This window comes from Enterobacter cloacae complex sp. 302F9 (genome assembly GCF_050030335.1).
GTDB lineage: Bacteria > Pseudomonadota > Gammaproteobacteria > Enterobacterales > Enterobacteriaceae > Enterobacter > Enterobacter hormaechei_C.
In genome coordinates this window covers 974,629-994,993 of the sequence record NZ_JBLGUC010000001.1, presented here as the reverse complement: position 1 = coordinate 994,993, position 20,365 = coordinate 974,629, and the positions used below count along the sequence as shown (strand labels likewise).

Genomic DNA, 20,365 nt, shown 5'->3' with positions numbered 1-20,365 from the left:
ATGATTCTGGTGACTATTGTCGCCTGCATTTCGTTGTTAAGCTATCAATGAGAGATAACAACGCATAATAACGGAGAGACGTGATGGATAAGAAAATCGGGTTTATCGGCTGCGGAAATATGGGCAAAGCTATCCTCGGCGGACTGATTGCCAGCGGGCAGGTGCTGCCGGGGCAGATTTGGGTCTATACCCCATCCCCGGATAAAGTCGCGGCGCTGCGTGATGAGTATGGTGTCAACGCTGCCGAAAGCGCACAGGACGTGGCTCAGGTGGCGGATATTGTCTTTGGCGCCGTTAAGCCGAATATCATGATTAAAGTCCTGAGCGAGATCACCTCCAGCCTTAACAAAGAGACCCTGGTGGTATCGATTGCCGCAGGCGTGACCCTCGATCAGCTCGCCCGCGCGCTGGGCCACGACCGTAAGATTGTTCGCGCCATGCCAAACACCCCGTCGCTGGTGAATGCCGGTATGACATCCGTTACCCCGAACGCGCTGGTCACATCTGAAGACGTGGCGGATGTACTGAATATTTTCCGCTGCTTCGGCGAAGCGGAAGTGATTGCCGAACCGATGATCCACCCGGTAGTCGGCGTGAGCGGCTCTGCCCCGGCGTATGTCTTTATGCTTATCGAAGCCATGGCCGATGCCGCCGTACTGGGTGGAATGCCGCGCGCGCAGGCCTACAAATTTGCAGCGCAGGCGGTGATGGGTTCGGCCAAAATGGTGCTGGAAACGGGTAAACATCCGGGCGAACTGAAAGATATGGTGTGCTCACCGGGGGGCACAACCATTGAAGCCGTGCGCGTGCTGGAAGATCGCGGGTTCCGCTCCGCCGTGATCGAGGCGATGGAAAAATGCATGGAAAAATCAGAGAAGCTCAGTAAGTCCTGATGCGCTACGCCGGGCGTCAGGCGGCCACTTCGGTGCGGCCCCGTCCGGCATTTTTGGCTTTATAGAGGGCCACGTCCGCCGCCTTTAGCCATTCACGATAGTGGGTGAACTGCGCCCCCCAGGGGGCAACCCCAACGCTGATACACAACCTCGCCATAGGTGCTCCGTGCAGCGGCATGTTGACCAGCCGTTCGTGGACGCGCGACATCGCAGCAATCGCGCTGTCGGCAGGCGTGCCGGACATGATCACCGCGAACTCATCCCCGCCAAAACGGCCAATATAATCGCCTGAGCGCAGGGTCAGCTGAAGCTGGCGCGTGATGGCGACAATCGCTTCATCCCCCACGTCATGCCCCCAGGTGTCGTTGATCGTCTTGAAGTGATCGATATCGATGAGCAGTATCGTCGCCTGTCGATGGCTTCGACGGCAGGCCTCAAATTCGTTACGCAGCAGCGTTTCCCAGTGACGGCGATTGAATACGCCGGTCATTCCGTCGCGGGTACTCATCAGCTCAAGCCGACGCTTATGCTCTGCCAGACGGATCGCCGTGCGGTGGCTGAGGCAGGCAAACAGTATGGGGTAGACCACCAGCACGGGGAGCGTCAGCCACAACGCCAGCGGTTCAGAGGTCAATACCACAGGAGTACCCGTGGATTGCACGGTGAGCAAGGCAGACAGGGCAAGCAGCGCCAGTCCTGTCAGAAATAACCGACATCCCCCCGATCCCATCATATTCATGCCGATCATCACGATCAGCGCCGCCGTTGGTAGCGCATTGAACCCTGTTAGCCCCATCCAGACACCGGCAATAATGGCATCGATTTTCAGATTAACAATTTCACTGCTGTGGGGTTCAGCCGAACGAAAAGCCAGCTGCCAGGCCAGATGGGGCCAGACAAAGACCCAGCCCACCAGCAATAACCACCAGACGCCGGAAAGAAACTGGCTCACCAGAACGCTGGCAAGCGGAACAAATAGCGCCGCCAGACCAACGATGCGTGCCAGCCGTATTCGCCGGGCAAATCGCAGACCGGAACGGTATGAATCATCCTGAGAAAGCTGCTGGTGCCACGCTTCCCGAATGTTCTCGTGATTGTCATAAAACTCATCATTCATCATTTTTGGGAATATTCTGAAACATTTTCCCAAATTATAGAGAGGGGGATAGCGGGGAAAGTATGAAATTTTGGGTGAGCCACAGCCGTGACTCACCCGTTAGCACTACGCCTGTTTTTTGAGGCACGCGCTCATAAACTTGCTGCGATCGTCGCCTTTCAGCATCTGCTGTGTCGCCTGGGCGTTGCACTCACGCATTTTTTGCTGCTGTGGGGTCAGGCTTTTTTCACCGGGTTTAGCCGCACCATTTTTAAGGCAGTCGCTCATGTACGTTTTACGGGCATCCCCTTTCAGGCTTTGCGATGTCGCCTGTTGGTTACAGGTCGTCATGCGCTGCTGCTGGGGCGTTAACGTTTTCTCTTCCGCGTGTGCTGAGGCGATCAGACACAGGCCAGAGAGCAGGGTAACCAGTATTGTTGTTTTCATTGCACCATCCTTTATGTGAAGTTCCACGTTAAGTCTGGCTCGTTACGGGAAAAAAACCACCCAGCGACTCTGATTTTCGCCGGGCTCTGCGGTTATTTCAGCCCTGTATCGGCACAATATTCATTAACCGGTTTCGCCGGGGGGGAGGCGGTAATTAATAACAGAAATTATGCGGTGAAAGGTGTGCTCTGTCTCAATTTAATTTTCCCTGCATAAATGTGTAAAAATAAAAACAGAGCGACGCCAGGCATCCTGCATGACAATTCTGTGACACGTCATTTCACCTCAGACAGGTTAGCTGCGAGGATGCCTTAAAAGCTTCTTTACGTATTGCTGAAGCAGCTCCGCATCTTCCGCAGGCACCTGGGAATCAGGACGCGCTTTTTCCAGCGCGCCTTCAACGTTGTCGATCAACGCCTCCTGCTCCGGTTTTGCCATCTGTCGCAGCAGCGCCGTCACAACGATTTCCAGCGCCTCGACCTGGGCAACCAGCTCTTTTGACTCTTCTTCCTTTTGGGCAAGCTTAACCAACAACTCAGCAATGAGATTTTTCATGGTGCTATTTCCTTATGTGATTTCCCCTGAAATTAACACCCTCTCTGAATAATGAAAAGCATGGATTGGCTTTATCTTATGCAAAAGTGACATCGCTGCCAAAAAAGATATTTCAGCGCGAAAGCGAAACGTTTTCCTGAAAGAAAGGCGCCGCATTTCGTTATATAAAAATGCGGCGTTCATAAGAATAAATAATATATTATCGTGTTTACCGGGCCGACTTTGCCTCAGCGATTCGCCTGCGGCGTCGCAAGGCAAAGGCCAGTTGAATAATATTCAGCAGGACCACCACCGCCGTCGCGGCAAATACCCAGCGGAAACCCGCCATCGCCGAGACCGAGGCGCCGATAAGCGGGCCCGCTACGTTGCCTAAATACATGAACGACTGGTTGTAGCCAAAAATGCGGCCGGTTACCTGGTCACTGGAATATTTCACCAGCAGCGTCTGAACAGCGGGCAGCATGGCGCCATCTGCGAAGCCAAGCAGGAAGCGCAGGATGCCGAGCTGAAGAGGTGTGGTGACGAATGACATGGCAAAGAAAAGGATCACCGCAATGATGAGCGTTGCCATCAGAATACGTGCCGTACCGATCCTGTCGCCCAGTTTCCCCAGACGCGGAGCAGACATCAGCGCCGACACGCCCGGCACCGCGGCAATCATCCCGCTCAGAAAAGCAATGTTGCTGCTGTCCGGCGCCATCGACTTGATAAACAGCGCCAGAATCGGCCCTACCGAACCGTTACAGAGCTGGATCACCATCGTCGTCACAAAGAGGCTAATCATCAGGCCAGGATAAGGCAGCGAGGCGAAAACCGCTTTTCCGCTCAGGCGTTCGGATTTACTGACAACAGGCCGCCCGCCCTCTTTAATCAGAAAAAGGGTGACCAGAAAGCTGATCGTTAGCAGGATCGCGGTAATGATAAAGACCGCACGCAGCCCGACATGGTCCGCCAGGAAGCCGCCGAGCAGCGGGCCGCCAATGACCCCGCTGATCTGGGCCGTGGAAAGCGTGCTGAGCGCCCAGCCGCTTCGCTCACGCGGTACCTGTGAGGCCACCAGCGCCATGGCATTCGGAATGTAACCGGAGGTCAGCCCCATTATCGCCCGCAGAATAAACAGCTGCCAGACGTTGGTGGCGAAGGCCTGGAGCAAAATTGCTATCGCCATCCCCAGCGAGGCGCGGAGCAGCATCAACTTGCGCCCCTTGCGATCCGCCAGGCTGCCCCACATCGGCGACACAATGGCGGAGACCAGAAACGTCACGCTGAACGTCAGGCCGGACCACATCGAGAGCGCTTCATGGGAAGTCACTCCCAACTGCGACACATACAGCGGCAGGAAGGGCAATATCTGGCTGATAGCCAGTCCGGTGAAGAAGCAGCCGAACCAGACTGAAATGAGATTAACTTTCCAGGATTCCATAACAGAAATAGTCTTCATTTTTAGGCGAATTCGCCGACAGATTAGCAAGTTACGCGCAATGACATAGCGCCAGAGATGCGGCCTTGCAGACTTTGGTGTTTTATCTTCCCAGTCATCATATTTGTGAAATAAGTCACAATTTATCCAATTTTTGGCGGAAGATTATGCTTCATCGACATAATCCATAGCCGCGCATCCCCAGATGGAAATGGTTGGCATGGGCGGCATTATAGTCCGGCCCCAGACCGTTACCGTAATAGCCACAGCTTGCCGAGAGCAGGGCCTGTAGCCAGGGCTGCGTCTTTTCCGCTTTCCAGCCGTTCAGGACGGTAACGCGCTGTCCATTTGCCAGCCTGAAAGCGCTGATATCCAGCGCATCCGCCGTGGCATGTTCGCTGCGCCGCGCATCCGGGCGGCTGTAGATATTGCGGCAGGCGAAGCTGCCCAGATGTTCAATACGGGTAAGCTCGCTTCCGGTCCAGGTTTTGGTGAGCGGTCGGGCCTGCTGGCTGATAAACAGCGCCGAACTTAACGCCAGCGGGCAACTGGCCAGAAAGCTGCTGTTCAGGCTGACCGGGCCAAAATCGCGCACGCGCACCACGTTACTCAGCGGACACTCCCCGGCGCTGTCAGCGACAGCCTGGGTACGGATAAGCTGGCGTTGATTCGCCTGCGCTAACAGGCTTTCGCATGCCTTCGGTGTTAAACGTCGAAGTTTAAACTGGGTTATTTTTCCGGGCGGATCGTCAAGCGTAAGCGGCACGAAAGGATTGTAATACGGCGGCAACCAGCGGTAGCCCACCGTGGCGATCCCGGCAATAACAATAAGAATAAGCAGACCTTTTCCTTTCACGCGCCCCCCTTCAGCATCCCCAAAACATTATGGCAGAAGGCCGCGAAACCCGCCGGGCATCGTGGTATGTTATGGGCTTTTCGTCAGACTGGAAGAGAGTGAGATGGCAAAGCAGCGCGTAGGTATTGTCTTTGGGGGAAAATCGGCAGAGCACGAGGTGTCATTGCAATCGGCTAAAAATATCGTTGATGCGATTGATAAAAGCCGTTTTGACGTGGTGCTGCTGGGCATTGATAAACAGGGCCAGTGGCATGTTAACGATGCCAGCCAGTATCTGTTACACGCTGACGATCCGGCGCACATTGCCCTTAATCCTTCTGATGTCAGCGTCGCAACGGTTCCAGGCGTGGAACAGGGACAGCTTATCGATGCCGGGAACGCGCAGGCGCTGGCACAGATTGACGTAGTGTTCCCTATCGTTCACGGCACGCTGGGCGAAGACGGCTCTCTGCAAGGCATGTTGCGGATGGCAAACCTGCCGTTTGTCGGTTCCGATGTGCTGGGCTCTGCCGCCTGCATGGATAAAGACGTCACAAAACGTCTCCTGCGCGACGCCGGTCTGAATATTGCGCCGTTCGTGACGCTCACTCGCGCCAACCGCGATAAACACAGCTTCGCGCAGATCAAGGCGCAACTCGGCCTGCCGCTGTTTGTGAAACCGGCGAATCAGGGCTCGTCCGTCGGCGTCAGCAAAGTCACCAGCGAAGCGCAGTTTAACGATGCCGTTCGTCTGGCCTTTGAATTTGACCATAAGGTGGTGGTTGAGCAGGGAATTAACGGTCGTGAAATTGAGTGCGCCGTACTGGGCAACGACTTCCCGCAGGCGAGTACCTGTGGTGAAGTGGTACTGAACAGTGACTTCTATTCCTACGACACCAAATATATTGACGACAAAGGTGCCCAGGTTGTGGTTCCCGCCGCGCTCGATCCTGACGTTAACGACAAGATCCGGGCGATCGCCGTTGAAGCCTATCAGGCGCTGGGATGCTGTGGGATGGCGCGCGTCGACGTGTTTCTGACGCCGGATAACGAGGTGGTGATTAACGAAATCAACACTCTGCCGGGCTTTACCAATATCAGCATGTACCCGAAGCTGTGGCAGGCCAGCGGGATAAGCTATCCGGAACTGATCACCCGCCTGATTGAACTGGCGCTGGAACGTCACGCCGCTGACAGCGCCCTGAAAAGTTCCGTTAACTAACGCTTAGTCAGCTTTCTCTGCCGTCGTCGTCTCATCGGGACGACGGCGGATAATAAATCCCGCCAGCCAGAAACTGATTACCCAGGTTACCAGCCCAACCGCATAGGTTTGCCAGCCTTTCGCTTCAAATCCCAGCAGCCCGACAACACCGTTGAGAATAAAGATCAGCCCGATCGCAAAGGCGTAGTAATGCCAGTCACGGCGTAATTTGGAAGTGAGCTTCATGACAACTCCGGCAGAAAAAAAACTATCCTCTCACAGTTTGATAAAGGCGTCTGTGGCGGATACGTAAATTCTGAAATGCAGCGCAGTTTCACTTATGTTATCAATTTGTGACGTGATGCAGAAATCGACAATCCAGGAGAAATCCTGAGCCGAATTTCCCACGATTCTGATATTGACAAATGCTATGACCTGTCACACTCACCCTGTACGACGCGTATTAAAACAGAGTGATATTATCGGGAGGTCTTATGGCAGACTTTACATTGTCGAAACCGATTTTTGGCGGAAAACAACCAAAAACCTCCACGGCGGGGAATATTGCCTATGCCCTGTTTGTTCTGTTTTGTTTCTGGGCAGGAACCCAACTGCTGAATATGCTGGTGCATGCCCCTGGCGTGTATGAGCATCTGATGCAGGTGCAGGATACAGGCCGCCCGCGCGTTGAAATCGGTTTAGGCGTGAGCACCGTATTTGGACTCATTCCCTTCCTCGCGGGCAGCATGGTTCTGGGCGTGATTGCCCTTGTCCTGCGCTGGCGCAACCGCCACTGATTACAGTCCCATACAGCGTGCCCGACGATCGTCAACGCGTTTCGCGAACCAGGCGGTCGTCAGGTTACGCGTGATCTTCGGGCTTTCCAGCTGAATGCCTGGCAGAATGGCTCTGGGTAATGCCTTTCCACTTTTCTTCTCGGCCAGCGCAAAGACCTGCTTATACAGATCCGTTTTCTCAAACGCCAGGCTGTCGCCCTTCTCCAGCTGTCGGCGAATGTCGCTGTTGCTCATCTCCAGCTTCGTCGAGAGTTTTCGCACCGCACGTTCGGTGGTCCCGGCCTCACTGCTGCCGTAAGCAATGAGATCGCCGTCCAAAGCGAGCTTCACACCGCTGGCGCGGCTTACCGCATTCTGGAAGGCTGCATTTCGGCTGGCATACCAGCCCGCGTTAAAGTCGGCAAAGCGATACAGCGGTTTATCGTAGTTGGCCGGATAATTCAGCAGGTGATACGTCCCAAACCACAGCCCACCGCGCAGGGAGAAGACCTCCTGACGTACCGTACCGTCGATATCCCACGGATAGCCGTCGGTATGCTTTTCCGCAAATGCGATACTGACCTGCATCGGACCGCCGGTATGCACCGGATTTAGCGAGCCAAACAGCTTCTGCCCCATCGGCACCATATTGATGAAATCATCGAAAATGGCGCTAAGCTGTTTCTCGGTTTTCACCGTATCCAGCCGTTCACTGTAGCTTTTACCGTTTGGCGAGGTGATTTTAAGGGCGGTATGCACCAGGAAAACCGGGATATGCATCGATTCGGCCCGGCGGTCGATCTCCTTCCAGGCGATTTTGTTCAGGCCAGGCACTACAGGATCTGACTGATACATCGATTCCTGCTGCGCCACCGCGAGCACCGAGCAGATATTCTCCTCGGTAGGCGCGATCTTCTGACTTTTGAAGGTCGCGGCCAGCGCATCAGCCCACTCACTGCGATCCTTCACGCTGGCGGGCATTTTTTGCCGCACCACGCTCGCCACATCAACGGGCTTCTCCCCTTCTTTGAGCGGGGCAGCCCCTTTTTCGGCACAGCCCGCCAGCACGAAAGCGGCGAGTAACGTCAGCGGTAATGCACATGGTACGGCAAATGGCATAGCAATTCCTTTTTAACCTAATGTATGGGTGACTTCCTGCACGTCCTTATCGTCCAGCTCACGCTCGAAACTGCGTAAACGTTTGTAGATGGACATCAGCTCCACCAGCGTAGTCCAGGAGCTGATCAGATACTGGAACGAACCGCGAACCTGACCAAAGACGTTGGTGATTTGGGTCATCAGACCGAGCGTAATCGTACCCGCAACGATGGACGGGAACAGCAGGAACAACCCGAAAACGTTATCAACCTGAAGATAAAGAATGCGCGCGATATTGAAATACATGTAATGGAAATAGAGGCGGAAATAGTTACGACGTACGGCGCCAAACAGCTCACGCACGGTAGGCGGTGACGCACGGTTGGCATCGTCTTCGCCATACACCAGTTCTTTACGGTAGGCCGCTTCCACGCGCTGGTTTTTAAACTCCAGCCCCGGCAGCTTGATCCCCACCACCGCCAGCAGCCCCGTTCCCATCAGCGACCAGGCAATCGCAGCAATCACCAGGCCGTATGGCAGATGGCCGACAATCGGCAGCTCCGGAACGTGCGACGAGAGCGTCACCAGCACCGGCAGGAAGGCGATCAGCGTCATGATGGCGTTGATAAAGCTCACGCCCATATCTTCCAGAGTAGAGGCAAAACGCATGGTGTCTTCCTGCACACGCTGTGCGGCACCTTCGATATGCCGCAGGTGCTGCCAGTGCGCCATATAGTGTTCGTTCATCGCGGTACGCCAGCGGAACACATAGTGGCTGACGAAAAAGTTATTCATCACGCCAATCACCACGGCGATAAGGGCGATGCCGAGGAAGATCCCCACCTCATGGTAGAACTGGTTAATGGTCACTTTATGCGGCGAACTCAGCGCCGTCTGGATCAGATCGTAAAACGGCGCATACCAGGCGTTGACCGCTACGCCCACCTCCACCAGGAACCAGGTGACAAAGATGATTAACGACGTGCCGAGAATCGACCAGTATTGCCAGCGGTGAGGAGAATAGACGAACCAGAACATGGCAAAAAGCCCTACGCAGAGCACGTAATAAGCGTAGAAAAGCAGATAGCTCATGGACCAGAAGCGCGCTGCGCTAATGGGAATGTCGCCCGTTGCCCCCGTAAGACGGGTCAGCCACGCGCCGCCACCGGCCTGCCAGAAAATGACAGCCAGCAGTGCCCAAATAAATGCCGACAGGAAAAAGGGCCCCGGCTTTGGGAAAAAAGACTTAAACATTGTGCTTCCTTCTTGTTGTTATGGCTGTTGCTGTGTTCAACATATCGCCACACGAAACCTTGCCTGTGCCAGCCTCCCGGCTCAGGCAAAAAAGTGAGACCTGCGGGTGAATTATTAGTTCGCTTCACAGTTTTCAGGAATTGTTTCGGTGCGTTTCATTCGCAACAGCGATCGTAGCGTCTATCATACGGTCGATGTCACAAAATGGGAGCTACGCCGCAAGTAAATTGTTCAAATTTACCCACGGTTACGTTTTTCTCGCTATCGTTATGCAAATCGGGCCATTGCCCGACGCCGATTAGTAGTATAACTACCCGTAACTTTCCTTATTCACTTGATGGATGCTTTTCGTTGAAACGTTGTCTGCTCTCTATCGCCGCGCTGTGTGCGGTGAGCCTGTCCACCGCCCAGGCAGCACAGCCTCTGACGGCCCCGGTTCTGGCCTCTGACATTGCCGATCGCTACGCGAACCTTATTTATTACGGCAGCGGTGCGACGGGAATGGCGCTGGTCGTGATCGACGGTAACCAGCGGGTGTTTCGCAGCTTCGGTGAAACACGACCGGGAAATAACGTTCGTCCGCAGCTGGATTCCGTTATCCGTGTCGCATCGATAACCAAGCTGATGACCAGCGAAATGCTGGTGAAACTGCTCGATCAGGGCGTGGTGAAACTCGACGACCCACTCAGCAAATATGCACCGCCCGGCGCTCGCGTTCCGACATATCAGGGAACGCCGATCAGACTGGTGAATCTGGCGACCCATACCAGCGCCCTGCCGCGAGAACAGCCCGGTGGCGCTGCGCATCGCCCTGTCTTTGTCTGGCCAACCCGCGAGCAACGCTGGAACTACCTGAGCACAGCAACCCTGAAATCGGCCCCGGGCTCGCAGGCCGGCTATTCTAACCTGGCGTTTGATCTACTGGCCGACGCTTTAGCGACGGCGTCGGGTAAGCCTTACCCTCAACTGTTTGAAGAGCAGATCACGCGTCCGCTCGGGATGAAAGATACCACTTACACCCCTTCCCCGGACCAGTGCAAGCGTCTGATGGTGGCGGAAAAAGGGGCCAGCCCGTGCAATAACACGCTGGCCGCCATTGGCAGCGGTGGCGTTTACTCTACGCCTGGCGACATGATGCGCTGGATGCAACAGTTCCTCTCATCGGATTTTTACGCGCGCAGCAATCAGGCCGACCGAATGCAGACGCTCATCTACCAGCGTGCTCAGCTACGACGCGTCATTGGCATGGATGTTCCAGGTAAAGCCGATGCCCTCGGCATGGGCTGGGTGTATATGGCGCCAAAAGATGGCCGACCGGGGATTATTCAAAAAACCGGTGGAGGTGGCGGGTTCATCACCTACATGGCGATGATTCCGCAATCAAACGTAGGCGCTTTTGTGGTGGTCACCCGGTCGCCAAATACACGCTTCGTGAATATGAGTGATGGCGTAAATAATCTGGTGGCCGAGCTGAGCGCCAATAAAGCGCAGGTGCTTACGGCCTCTAACTGATCTCAATAGTCCGTGGGCAAACGGTTGATACTGATCAGTTTGCCCCGGCTCATATTGATGTAGTTCCCCTGTCGCAGCGCCGCCAGAACCTCAGCAACGACCGAACGAGAAATACGCGTGCTACGCTGAATATGATTCATAACACCAATTTTTGAACGTAGCGTGTCATCCCACTCGGCCATATTGATCAGCATCGCCCGGATTTGGCTATAGGAATTATTTCCGACCAATTGCATGTCACGTTTTCCCAATAAATGGTTAAGCCATGACAGCCAGCAGAAAGCCTCTTGCCAAAGTTGCGCGTCCTGAATAAGCTGGTACGCGTCAGATGCCGGTAAATAAAATCCGGTACAAGGCGTCTGTGCCATCAAAGAATATTCAAGATAGTTTTCATTTATCCATGCGCTTAAACCGTGGATATACGGTGCTCGCGCAATACCCATAAGTAATTCGTCTGATTTACGGTGGACGGCCGTCAGGCCGGATTGTATGACAACGGTCAATGGTTCATCATCATTATTGCCGGTAGTTATTAATTGTTGTGGTTCGATCTTAAATGGGGTACCGGCGACTTCCAGACACTTTATGAGCCGGCTTAATTCAGAAAGTGGCTTCGCATTAACGTTCATGCATACCTCAAGTCATCTGTATCTGTCGGTTCTTTATAATTTTTAAAACACATAAAAAAGCGGGGGAAAAATCCCCCGCGCTTTCTATATTACCAGGTATATTTCACACCCAGGTTTGCTCCCCAGTTCTGGTCAACGTCGCCGCCGCCCAGATAAGTCGCATCAGTGTAAGCACTGAAGTTTTTCGTGAAGCTGAACTGAGTGCCCAGTCCCACGCGAACCGCAGAGCCTTCCACGCCGTTATCAATGCTGTCATTGTTGATATCAGCATTGTTGTCGGCATCGTCATACACGTAAGCCAGTTTGAAGTAAGGCGTTAATGCCTGCTCGCCGCCGTAGTTGAAGGTATAACCTGCATCCACGCCGAGTTCATAACGCATACTGTCGTAAGACTGACCATCGATACGCATGTCGTTGCTTAGCTGGTAGTCATCACCGGACTGGAACAGGCCAGAGATCGCCGCGTAAGGCGTGACGTAGCCAGACAGGTTTGGTTTCCAGTCATAGCCCAGTTTCATCCCGAAACCAACGGCGTCAGTCGTGGTATTACCGTCAACATACTGACCGTTGTTCATGGTAGCAGAGAGGTCGTTGTTGAAGCGGGTGTAGCTCAGGGAGCTGTCGAGGAAGATGTCGTTCATGAACTTCGCCGACGCGTAGATCATCGCAGTCTGGCTGTCCTGATCGACCTGACCAGTACGATCGCTGATATCACCCTTCGCGAAACCAGCCGCACCACCGACAATCCACTTCGCGTTATTACCGTCGATCTGAGTATCCAGACCTACCATAATGCCGCTTACGTCCTGATCGTAGCTAACGGTGCCATTATCCGCGTCAAAGTTGCCGCCGAAATAGCTCACCCATGCGCCGCCGTTATCTGCCAGGCCATGACGGCTGTTGGTCAGACGGGTACCCACGGTATCCTGTTGCAGATTCCAGATGTTGGTATTAGCAGAAGGAATGCTCAGCGCCATATTGGCGTAATCAGTCAGCTCTTCCTGCTGGAGAACAACGGTGTCGCCCTTCTGCTGCGCCTGATAGGTGTATGCACCTAAATCAGCTTTGTTTGCCGCAGTAAAGCTGGCAGCGGTATCCGCGTTATTGTCATAGACGCGAACGATCTCTTTGTTTTCGTAGTCAGCTACGGAGCCTGCGCCGGTCGCATCGTCGATGCGCACTTTATAGTTACCGGCAACGTCACCGTTCACCGCCAGATGGCCGTCAGAGTTCAGCGCGACAACACCATAGTCGTAGTCCGCTTTAGAGCGATCGTTGGTGATATAGCGTGCGTTGTTCAGGTCGCTGTTCAGCACATAATCACGGCTGGCAACGTTAAGCACACCGCCATCGGTCAGCACCATATTGTGCGTATCAACCTGTCCCAGACCCAGCGCCAGCTCTGCACCGTTGTCCACGGTAATGGTGTTGGCATACAGCTCAGCTGTCTCTTCAGTGAGTGCAGCACGGCTGTAGCTATCCAGATACAGGCTGTCGGTAGCCACACCACCGCTGTCGCCAATATTCAGGCTAGACGCATTGGTCAGGGTGATGGAATCTGCCAGCAGGCCGGAGTTTTCAACATTGACCTGAGACTGGTTGTTCACCGTCAGCGCGTCGATGTTGGAGATCTTACGGGTATCCCACTCGGAACCGTTATCCAGCGCCACGTTGAACAGGCCGCTCTGATAAACTTCTTCACCTGCAACATGACCGTTGCTGTCAAAGGTAGAATCAGGCCAGATGCTGTTTGGAGAAAGCGTGTGCCAGTCTACATCGCTGTAGCCTTCACCATACATCTGCGCCATGCCGATGGCTTCAACGCTGGACTGCGCGGCACCCACCCATTTACTGCCGTTGGTCAGCGTGACATCCAGCTTGTCGGTATCATCCCAGCCGTTGGTAGTTGGGTTATAGACGCCGTCATCGGTGGTATCCGTTGCCGGATCGCCATTCTCGTAGAAGTTGTTATCAAAGGTGCTGGCGAAAAGGATGTCGCCGGTAATGGTAGAGTGATCGAAGGTAGCGGTGGTCTGCATAGCGTTATCAGACGCGCCAGCAACAACGATCAGCGCCGCATCATCCGCAGCCGTGGCGTTGGTTTCACCGTAGTCGCTCGGCTTCGCCGTTTGACCGTAGAAGCCACTGGTACCCAGATCGCTGTACGCACCAGAGGTCAGCACAGAATCTTTCACCACCAGCGTATCGGTAAAGATATTGCTGCTGTTAGCAACCCCTTCAACACCGTCGTATGGCGTGTTATCCAGCTCCTGATAACCCTGCGTCAGCGTGATGCCCGCGATATGGGAGTTGTTCTGAATAACGATGTCAGATTCAACGTCCAGCGTGATCGCGTTACCCAGACCATAGGTGTCCAGATAATGCGTTTCAGTGGTTTCACCATTGACGACATCGTAGGCGTAATGCTCGTAGGTATCGTTGATGGTGGAGTTATCAACAGTCAGGCTAAAACGATCATACTGGGTATGAGTGGTACCGTCAGTATCCACGCCATCTGCACACGTCGTGGTCATACACTCTGACGTGATCATGCCGTTAATGGTGCTGTTAGAAATACTCAACGCGTTCGCACGGCCATTGACACCATCATCCAGATAGTATGTCGAAATAACTCCGTTTACGGTTGATTTATTGATGACTGGATAAATGTCACCATCATGTGTGGCATCTGAATAATCCCAGTCAGCATAACCATAATACCAGGGCGTGGACGCGGTATTGTCATAGCCAAAAGTATTATATGTTGTGCCGGATATATCTTTCGCATTGGCCTGAGAAGCGATAGCCAGTGTGCAGGCTAATGCAAGTTGTGATACAACCAGTTTCTTTTTCCATGTTTGCATTGGGTCATCCCTCCTCAGGGACGTAAGCAAGTTTGTCCATCAAATCATTTAGCAACATTAAATTGCGGAAGGAATTATGCAGTTTCACTTCGAAAAGGTTCAATGAATGATTCCATTAAGTCCGTATTCAGACAAATAAGCTTGTAAACCCAGGGCAATATCAATCATTATGAATAAATATTATAAATTCAACTGATTGCAAACTACTTTATTTGCTTCGGCACATATAATAAAAAGAAATAAATCATTTATATTTATAATCCCGAACCAATATAGAAACCTCACCAATATTAAACACCACACTGAACACCAGAATAAGTTTTATAATATAGACAAAATACATACAGCGAATATTAGTCGATTTCGAAAATCTAAAAGACAACTTTAGTAAAACACCGCTCCCTGCTTTCAGGTACACTATACCTCTTTGTTCCACAAACATCAGGCATACCATGACCGATTTAATTGCACGTCCCCGTCGCCTACGCAAGTCTCCCGCACTGCGCGCCATGTTTGAAGAGACAACACTGACCTTAAACGATCTGGTGTTGCCGATTTTTGTTGAAGAAGAGATCGATGACTACAAAGCCATCGACGCGATGCCGGGCGTGATGCGCATTCCTGAAAAGCATCTGGCCCGCGAGATCGAACGCATTGCGAATGCGGGCATCCGCTCGGTAATGACGTTCGGTATCTCCCACCACACTGACGCGACCGGCAGCGATGCCTGGAAAGAAGACGGCCTCGTCGCCCGCATGTCGCGCATCTGCAAAGAGAGTGTGCCGGAGATGATCGTCATGTCCGATACCTGCTTCTGCGAATACACCTCTCATGGCCACTGTGGTGTGCTGTGCGATCACGGCGTGGACAACGATGCGACCCTGCTGAATCTGGGCAAGCAGGCAGTGGTTGCCGCCGCTGCGGGTGCGGATTTCATTGCGCCTTCTGCGGCAATGGATGGGCAGGTACAGGCGATCCGCCAGGCGCTGGACGCTGCGGGCTTCACCGACACCGCCATCATGTCCTATTCCACCAAATTCGCCTCCTCTTTCTACGGCCCGTTCCGTGAAGCAGCCGGCACGGCGCTGAAAGGCGATCGTAAAACCTATCAGATGAACCCGCTGAACCGCCGCGAAGCGATTCGTGAGTCTCTGCTGGATGAAGCCCAGGGCGCTGACTGCCTGATGGTGAAACCGGCTGGCGCATACCTGGATATCCTGCGCGACATTCGCGAACGCACCGAACTGCCGCTGGGCGCCTACCAGGTGAGCGGCGAGTACGCGATGATCAAATTCGCCGCGCAGGCGGGTGCCATCGACGAAGAGAAAGTGATCCTCGAAAGCCTGGGGGCGATCAAACGCGCGGGCGCGGATCTGATCTTCAGCTATTTCGCGCTGGATCTGGCTGAGAAGAAAATTCTGCGTTAATCCGCTTTAGCGCCGGGTAACGACTTCGCCTTACCCGGCCTGCTCTCTGCGCTAATCTTCACCAAACTGCAATACAAACGACATCTCCTCCTTCTACTGTCTGGGCAAGACGGCAGGAGGAGTGATCAATGTTTAGTCTCGACAGCGTTCTTGATGACCTTTGGCCTCAGGCGAGGCCCGCACCCTGGCAAAAAAGTCTGTTAAAAAGACTGCTTCACGAAGACGAATTTCAGCAGTTTGCCGCCAGCCACCGTCACCTGAAAGGGCTGGATATGGTGGAGCAGGTACTGGAACACCTTGATATTCACTGCTCCGTTTCCGCCCGCGACCTCGAACAAATCCCCGAACACGGCCCACTCATTGTGATAGCGAACCACCCCACCGGCACCCTGGATGGGCTGGCGCTGCTGTATGCCGTTTCCCGCGTGCGCCGCGACGTCAGGGTTGTTACCAACAGGATGCTGTCCCACCTTGAGCCCCTCAGCTCATTATTTATTCCCGTGGATAATATGGGCGGCAGAACCGCAAAATCCTCGCTGATACAGATGGAGCAGCACCTGCAAAACGCCGGCGTGCTGATCTTCTTTCCGGCGGGCGAAGTTTCCCGCCCAACGCGCAAAGGCATCCGCGATAAAAAATGGCATCCGGGCTTTATCAAGCTGGCCGGCAAACTACGGGTGCCGCTACTCCCGGTACATATCCAGGCGCACAACAGCCTGCTGTTTTATGCCAGTACCCTGGTCTCGCCAACGGTATCCATGCTGCTGCTGATGCAACAGATGTTTCGCCGCCGTCACAGTCAGTTGCCGATCAAAATCGGCCAGCAGATTGCCTGGAATGACCGGTTTAGTTCTACCCTTTCATCGCGTGAGATGGCCGAGCAGTGTCGTCAGCACGTGATACGTCTTGGCAAGGGATTGCCTGGCGTCTTTAAAACCCAGTGCGCCATTGCCCGCCCGGAAGACAGGGCGACGCTCAAGCGCGAACTGGCGCAGGCCGAGTGTCTGGGCAAAACGAGCGATGGTAAGGCCATCTATCTTTGGCAGCGCAACGGGCAGGAAGAGGCGCCTCTGCTGCGCGAGCTGGGGCGGCTGCGCGAGATTGCCTTTCGTGCCGTGGAGGAAGGCAGCGGGAAGCGCCGGGATACCGACAGCTACGATGATGACTATCTGCACCTTATTCTGTGGGATGACGATGACCTGGAGATTGTCGGCGCGTACCGCTTTATGCCAACGGCCATGCAGGTGGAAAAGCGCGGCGTCGAGGGGTTGTACAGCTACAGCCTGTTCCACTACGACGAAAAAATGCAGGACATACTTGAGCACGGTATTGAGCTGGGGCGCAGCTTTATACAGCCGCGCTACTGGGGGCGTCGCGGTCTGGACTATCTGTGGTCAGGCATTGGCGCCTATCTGGCACGCTATCCCCATTACCGTTACCTGTTTGGTCCGGTGTCCATCTCCGGCGGCTTACCGCCTGCCGCACGGGATCTGCTGGTGGCGTTTTATCGTCTCTGGTTTCCGGCCAGCCATCCCTTAGCCGCCTCGCGTCAACCCTACCCGGCCTCACTTCCGGACGTGCTGGCACAGTTTGGCGGAGTGGATTACGTGGATGACCTGACAAAGCTGAAATCCCTGCTCGGCAACCTGGGTTGCGGCATCCCGCCGCTCTACAAACAGTATTCCGAGCTATGCGAACCCGGCGGCGTGCAGTTTATCGATTTCGGCAGCGATCCGGCGTTCAATAACTGTATCGACGGGCTGGTGCTGGTGGATCTGTGTTATCTGAAGGCAAACCGCTATCAGCGGTATATAGAAGCACACCTTTAGCTCCGTTGCCCGGTGGCGCTGCGCTTACCGGGCCTACAATTAAACGTAGGCCGGGTAAGGCAACGCCGCCACCCGGCAATCAAGGCGCACGGTAAAACGGCTTATCCCCCAGGATAGTCGCCCGCTGCATAATCCTTCGCTGCGGCAGGTAATCCGCATTGGCGTAATGCTGCGTGACGCGGTTATCCCAGATCGCCAGATCGTTCTCCTGCCAGCGCCAGCGCACCTGAAACTCCGGTTTGGTGATATGCGCGAACAAGAAGCCGAGCAGCGCCTCACTCTCTTTTTCCGTCACATCCACGATGCGCGTGGTGAACCCTTCATTCACAAACAGCGCCTGCTTTCCGGTCACCGGATGGGTACGCACCACCGGGTGCAGCAGCGGGGGATGTTTCGCCACAGCTTCCTGCCAGCGCTGGTGCTCCTCTTCGCTTTTGCGGTACTTGTACTCCGGGAACGATTTTTTGAAGTCATGCTCCGCCCGCAGGCCGCTCAGCAGAGTCTGGAGCGGCGCGGAGAGCGCCTCAAACGCGGCAATCCCGCTGGCCCACAGCGTATCCCCACCCGTCTCCGGCAGCTGTTTTGCTGCCAGAATCGCCCCGGCTGGCGGTGTGTCGATAAAGGTAACGTCCGTGTGCCAGTTGTCATTATCGGGCGGGTTATCGTTATGGGTGTCCAGCACGATAATTTCCTCCACCCCTTCCGCATGCGGGTAGACCGGGTGGATATGCAGGTCGCCAAAACGCAGGGCCAGCGCGCGCTGCTGCTGCGGGGTAATGGCCTGTTCACGCAGGAACACCACCTGATGACGCAGCACCGCGTGGTACAGCTGCTCAAACTGGTTATCGCTCAGCGGACGGGTTACGTCCAGGCCCGACACCTGCGCGCCAATATATGGCCCCAGCGGGGTAATGGTCAGTCGTTCACTCATTGTATTTCTCCATGCCAGGGCGTCAGGCGACGCTGTAGCGCGCGCAGTCCCAGTTCTAATCCAAAGGCGATCGCGGCGATCACCGCGATCCCTGCCAGTACCACGTCAGTCGCCAGGAACTCTCCCGCCGACTGCACCATAAACCCAAGGCCGCGCGTGGCGGCTATCAGCTCTGCCGCCACCAGCGTAGACCAGCCCACCCCAAGGCCGATGCGCAGCCCGGTCAGTATCTCCGGCAGCGCGCCTGGTAAAATGACGAACAGCAGTATCTGCGCGCGGCTGGCGCCGAGCGACTGCGCCGCACGTATGCGTACCTGCTGCGCACTTTTTACGCCAGCCAGGGCCGACATGGCTACCGGCGCAAATATCGCCAGGTATATTAGTAAGATCTTTGACGTCTCCCCGATACCAAACCAGATCACCATCAGGGGCAGGTAAGCCAGCGGCGGGACGGGACGGTAAAGCTCTATCAGCGGGTCGAGAATGCCGCGTACCGTCGGGCTCAGTCCCATCGCGATCCCCACCGGAACGCCAATAATGACCGCCGCCAGCAGCGCCACCAGAATACGCGTCAGACTGGCGCCTAAATGCTGCCAGAGCGTGGCATCCATAAAGCCCTGCGGCCCGGCGATAGTAATCAGTTTTTCCAGAACCTGACCTGGCGGGGGCAGAAACAGCGGGCTGATCCACTGCTGCGCGGCAACCGCCCACCATACCGCCAGCAACACCACCAGCGTGCTGACGCTTAAGGTGAGCTGGCGAGAGAACGGCCAGCGTAAGGCAAGGCGCGTCCGCCGCGTTTTTTCACTGAAAACAATGCTCATGAGAACGCCTCCCGTTGCTCAAACACGCGACTTAAGACGTATTCACGCTGTTCAATAAACAGCGGATCGGATTTGATGCTGCGTACCGGCTCTCCCGCCACATAGCGCCGGGCAAACTCAAGCGGCAGGCGCTCCAGCACGCGTCCCGGCCCCGGTGAGAGCAGCACCAGCTCCGTCGCCATAAACACGGCCTCTTCGATATCGTGGGTGATTAACAGCACCTGCTTGCCGGTTTCGTGCCACAGGCGCAGCAGCAGGGTTTGCATCTGCTCGCGGGTGAAGGCATCCAGCGCCCCGAAAGGTTCGTCCAGCAACAGCAGCTGTGGGTTAGCCGCCAGCGCGCGGGCGATCCCGACGCGCTGACGCTGCCCGCCTGAAAGCTGCCAGATAAAGCGTTTTTCAGCTCCCTCCAGCCCGACTTTTTTCAGCATATCGCGCGCCGTATTCAGGCGCTGTTCACGCGCTACACCTGCCAGTTGCAGACCAAACGCAACGTTTTCCTGAACGTTTCGCCACGGGAGTAATCCTTCATTCTGAAAGACCACGCCGCGCTCTGCGCCCGGCCCCGTTACCCGTTTTCCTTCCAGCTGGATCGTGCCGTGCTGATACGGTACAAACCCCGCGATCAGGTTCAGCAGCGTCGTTTTCCCGCAGCCGGACGGCCCCAGCACCACCAGCAGTTCACCGCTGTCCAGCGTCAGGTTGATCTCTTCCAGGGCGGGTTTGCCGCCGTAATCGGCAGACAGGTTTGTAATGTTCAGCATTGCAGCCCCC

The 20,365-nt window shown here is 54.9% G+C and carries 19 protein-coding genes; 6 read left to right on the top strand and 13 right to left on the bottom strand.

Annotated elements, in window-relative coordinates; genetic code table 11:
* Positions 1 to 83: 83 nt before the first annotated feature.
* A complete protein-coding gene (gene proC, locus ACQG0T_RS04695; protein ID WP_252051350.1) occupies positions 84 to 893 on the top strand; it encodes a pyrroline-5-carboxylate reductase in 810 nt (269 codons plus the stop codon).
* A 16-nt stretch (positions 894 to 909) separates the two neighbouring features.
* On the opposite strand, the gene adrA is transcribed toward proC, so the two are convergent.
* The 5 genes from adrA to ACQG0T_RS04670 all read right to left on the bottom strand — a co-directional run bounded on the left by adrA (position 910) and on the right by ACQG0T_RS04670 (position 5,267).
* Positions 910 to 2,013 (bottom strand): diguanylate cyclase AdrA, encoded by a 1,104-nt coding sequence (adrA, locus tag ACQG0T_RS04690; RefSeq protein ID WP_252051352.1) that lies wholly within the window; start codon positions 2,011 to 2,013, stop codon positions 910 to 912.
* A 102-nt stretch (positions 2,014 to 2,115) separates the two neighbouring features.
* A complete protein-coding gene (gene psiF, locus ACQG0T_RS04685; protein WP_015571316.1) occupies positions 2,116 to 2,436 on the bottom strand; it encodes a phosphate starvation-inducible protein PsiF in 321 nt (106 codons plus the stop codon).
* Between the two features lie 294 nt (positions 2,437 to 2,730).
* Entirely contained in the window at positions 2,731 to 2,991 is a 261-nt protein-coding gene (gene iraP / locus ACQG0T_RS04680; RefSeq protein WP_003859148.1) for an anti-adapter protein IraP, read from the bottom strand.
* Positions 2,992 to 3,199: 208 nt separating this feature from the next.
* Positions 3,200 to 4,414, bottom strand: coding sequence for a multidrug efflux MFS transporter (locus tag ACQG0T_RS04675; RefSeq protein WP_015571317.1), 1,215 nt, complete (start codon positions 4,412 to 4,414; stop codon positions 3,200 to 3,202).
* A 169-nt stretch (positions 4,415 to 4,583) separates the two neighbouring features.
* Positions 4,584 to 5,267 (bottom strand): extensin family protein, encoded by a 684-nt coding sequence (locus ACQG0T_RS04670; protein WP_045339415.1) that lies wholly within the window; start codon positions 5,265 to 5,267, stop codon positions 4,584 to 4,586.
* A gap of 103 nt (positions 5,268 to 5,370) precedes the next feature.
* On the opposite strand from ACQG0T_RS04670, the gene ddlA reads away from it, so the two are divergent.
* Positions 5,371 to 6,468 carry a D-alanine--D-alanine ligase gene (gene ddlA / locus ACQG0T_RS04665; protein ID WP_045142032.1) on the top strand — a complete coding sequence of 366 codons (1,098 nt, stop codon included), beginning with the start codon at positions 5,371 to 5,373 and terminating at the stop codon, positions 6,466 to 6,468.
* Between the two features lie 3 nt (positions 6,469 to 6,471).
* Here the strand turns inward: ddlA and ACQG0T_RS04660 are convergent, their stop codons facing one another.
* The gene (locus tag ACQG0T_RS04660) at positions 6,472 to 6,693 is read right to left on the bottom strand and encodes a DUF2754 domain-containing protein (protein ID WP_015571318.1); all 222 of its coding nucleotides are present in this window, start codon (positions 6,691 to 6,693) and stop codon (positions 6,472 to 6,474) included.
* Positions 6,694 to 6,941: 248 nt separating this feature from the next.
* Here ACQG0T_RS04660 and ACQG0T_RS04655 point away from each other — a divergent pair, with 248 nt between their 5' ends.
* On the top strand, positions 6,942 to 7,244 hold the full coding sequence (locus ACQG0T_RS04655; protein ID WP_003859159.1) for a DUF2755 family protein: 303 nt from the start codon (positions 6,942 to 6,944) through the stop codon (positions 7,242 to 7,244).
* Here the strand turns inward: ACQG0T_RS04655 and ACQG0T_RS04650 are convergent, their stop codons facing one another.
* Together ACQG0T_RS04650 and sbmA are read right to left on the bottom strand one after the other, a co-directional pair.
* Positions 7,245 to 8,342: a DUF1615 domain-containing protein gene (locus ACQG0T_RS04650; RefSeq protein ID WP_426723745.1), complete on the bottom strand. Its 1,098-nt coding sequence runs from the start codon at positions 8,340 to 8,342 to the stop codon at positions 7,245 to 7,247.
* Between the two features lie 12 nt (positions 8,343 to 8,354).
* Positions 8,355 to 9,575 (bottom strand): peptide antibiotic transporter SbmA, encoded by a 1,221-nt coding sequence (gene sbmA, locus ACQG0T_RS04645; RefSeq protein ID WP_252051365.1) that lies wholly within the window; start codon positions 9,573 to 9,575, stop codon positions 8,355 to 8,357.
* A gap of 351 nt (positions 9,576 to 9,926) precedes the next feature.
* Between sbmA and ampH the strand changes: the two genes are divergently transcribed.
* Positions 9,927 to 11,087 carry a D-alanyl-D-alanine-carboxypeptidase/endopeptidase AmpH gene (ampH, locus tag ACQG0T_RS04640; protein ID WP_003859164.1) on the top strand — a complete coding sequence of 387 codons (1,161 nt, stop codon included), beginning with the start codon at positions 9,927 to 9,929 and terminating at the stop codon, positions 11,085 to 11,087.
* A gap of 2 nt (positions 11,088 to 11,089) precedes the next feature.
* Here ampH and ACQG0T_RS04635 read toward each other — a convergent pair whose 3' ends face one another.
* Positions 11,090 to 11,716: a helix-turn-helix domain-containing protein gene (locus ACQG0T_RS04635; RefSeq protein WP_015571320.1), complete on the bottom strand. Its 627-nt coding sequence runs from the start codon at positions 11,714 to 11,716 to the stop codon at positions 11,090 to 11,092.
* Between the two features lie 89 nt (positions 11,717 to 11,805).
* A complete protein-coding gene (locus ACQG0T_RS04630) occupies positions 11,806 to 14,580 on the bottom strand; it encodes an autotransporter outer membrane beta-barrel domain-containing protein (RefSeq protein WP_252051367.1) in 2,775 nt (924 codons plus the stop codon).
* Between the two features lie 452 nt (positions 14,581 to 15,032).
* Here ACQG0T_RS04630 and hemB point away from each other — a divergent pair, with 452 nt between their 5' ends.
* Both hemB and ACQG0T_RS04620 read left to right on the top strand, forming a co-directional pair.
* Positions 15,033 to 16,007, top strand: a complete 975-nt coding sequence (gene hemB, locus ACQG0T_RS04625; protein WP_015571323.1) for a porphobilinogen synthase — start codon at positions 15,033 to 15,035, stop codon at positions 16,005 to 16,007.
* Positions 16,008 to 16,135: 128 nt separating this feature from the next.
* Entirely contained in the window at positions 16,136 to 17,836 is a 1,701-nt protein-coding gene (locus ACQG0T_RS04620; protein ID WP_017383146.1) for a lysophospholipid acyltransferase family protein, read from the top strand.
* 79 nt (positions 17,837 to 17,915) lie between these two features.
* Here the strand turns inward: ACQG0T_RS04620 and tauD are convergent, their stop codons facing one another.
* The 3 genes from tauD to tauB are packed head-to-tail and all read right to left on the bottom strand — an operon-like array spanning position 17,916 to position 20,355.
* Positions 17,916 to 18,767: a taurine dioxygenase gene (tauD, locus tag ACQG0T_RS04615; RefSeq protein ID WP_047718011.1), complete on the bottom strand. Its 852-nt coding sequence runs from the start codon at positions 18,765 to 18,767 to the stop codon at positions 17,916 to 17,918.
* Entirely contained in the window at positions 18,764 to 19,591 is an 828-nt protein-coding gene (gene tauC / locus ACQG0T_RS04610) for a taurine ABC transporter permease TauC (protein ID WP_271040575.1), read from the bottom strand. Before tauC ends, tauD begins: the two co-directional genes overlap by 4 nt.
* Positions 19,588 to 20,355 carry a taurine ABC transporter ATP-binding subunit gene (gene tauB, locus ACQG0T_RS04605; protein WP_015571326.1) on the bottom strand — a complete coding sequence of 256 codons (768 nt, stop codon included), beginning with the start codon at positions 20,353 to 20,355 and terminating at the stop codon, positions 19,588 to 19,590. Before tauB ends, tauC begins: the two co-directional genes overlap by 4 nt.
* Positions 20,356 to 20,365 lie beyond the last annotated feature (10 nt).

Excerpts from the sequence above, each read along its gene's own strand:
- tauC (WP_271040575.1), bottom strand. The coding sequence starts at position 19,591 with ATGAGCATTGTTTTCAGTGAAAAAACGCGGCGGACGCGCCTTGCCTTA.
- ACQG0T_RS04650 (WP_426723745.1), bottom strand. The coding sequence starts at position 8,342 with ATGCCATTTGCCGTACCATGTGCATTACCGCTGACGTTACTCGCCGCT.
- ACQG0T_RS04675 (WP_015571317.1), bottom strand. The coding sequence starts at position 4,414 with ATGGAATCCTGGAAAGTTAATCTCATTTCAGTCTGGTTCGGCTGCTTC.
- ACQG0T_RS04655 (WP_003859159.1), top strand. The coding sequence starts at position 6,942 with ATGGCAGACTTTACATTGTCGAAACCGATTTTTGGCGGAAAACAACCA.
- ACQG0T_RS04630 (WP_252051367.1), bottom strand. The coding sequence starts at position 14,580 with ATGCAAACATGGAAAAAGAAACTGGTTGTATCACAACTTGCATTAGCC.
- ACQG0T_RS04660 (WP_015571318.1), bottom strand. The coding sequence starts at position 6,693 with ATGAAGCTCACTTCCAAATTACGCCGTGACTGGCATTACTACGCCTTT.
- sbmA (WP_252051365.1), bottom strand. The coding sequence starts at position 9,575 with ATGTTTAAGTCTTTTTTCCCAAAGCCGGGGCCCTTTTTCCTGTCGGCA.
- adrA (WP_252051352.1), bottom strand. The coding sequence starts at position 2,013 with ATGATGAATGATGAGTTTTATGACAATCACGAGAACATTCGGGAAGCG.
- ACQG0T_RS04635 (WP_015571320.1), bottom strand. The coding sequence starts at position 11,716 with ATGAACGTTAATGCGAAGCCACTTTCTGAATTAAGCCGGCTCATAAAG.
- hemB (WP_015571323.1), top strand. The coding sequence starts at position 15,033 with ATGACCGATTTAATTGCACGTCCCCGTCGCCTACGCAAGTCTCCCGCA.
- tauD (WP_047718011.1), bottom strand. The coding sequence starts at position 18,767 with ATGAGTGAACGACTGACCATTACCCCGCTGGGGCCATATATTGGCGCG.
- ddlA (WP_045142032.1), top strand. The coding sequence starts at position 5,371 with ATGGCAAAGCAGCGCGTAGGTATTGTCTTTGGGGGAAAATCGGCAGAG.
- tauB (WP_015571326.1), bottom strand. The coding sequence starts at position 20,355 with ATGCTGAACATTACAAACCTGTCTGCCGATTACGGCGGCAAACCCGCC.
- iraP (WP_003859148.1), bottom strand. The coding sequence starts at position 2,991 with ATGAAAAATCTCATTGCTGAGTTGTTGGTTAAGCTTGCCCAAAAGGAA.
- psiF (WP_015571316.1), bottom strand. The coding sequence starts at position 2,436 with ATGAAAACAACAATACTGGTTACCCTGCTCTCTGGCCTGTGTCTGATC.
- ACQG0T_RS04620 (WP_017383146.1), top strand. The coding sequence starts at position 16,136 with ATGTTTAGTCTCGACAGCGTTCTTGATGACCTTTGGCCTCAGGCGAGG.
- proC (WP_252051350.1), top strand. The coding sequence starts at position 84 with ATGGATAAGAAAATCGGGTTTATCGGCTGCGGAAATATGGGCAAAGCT.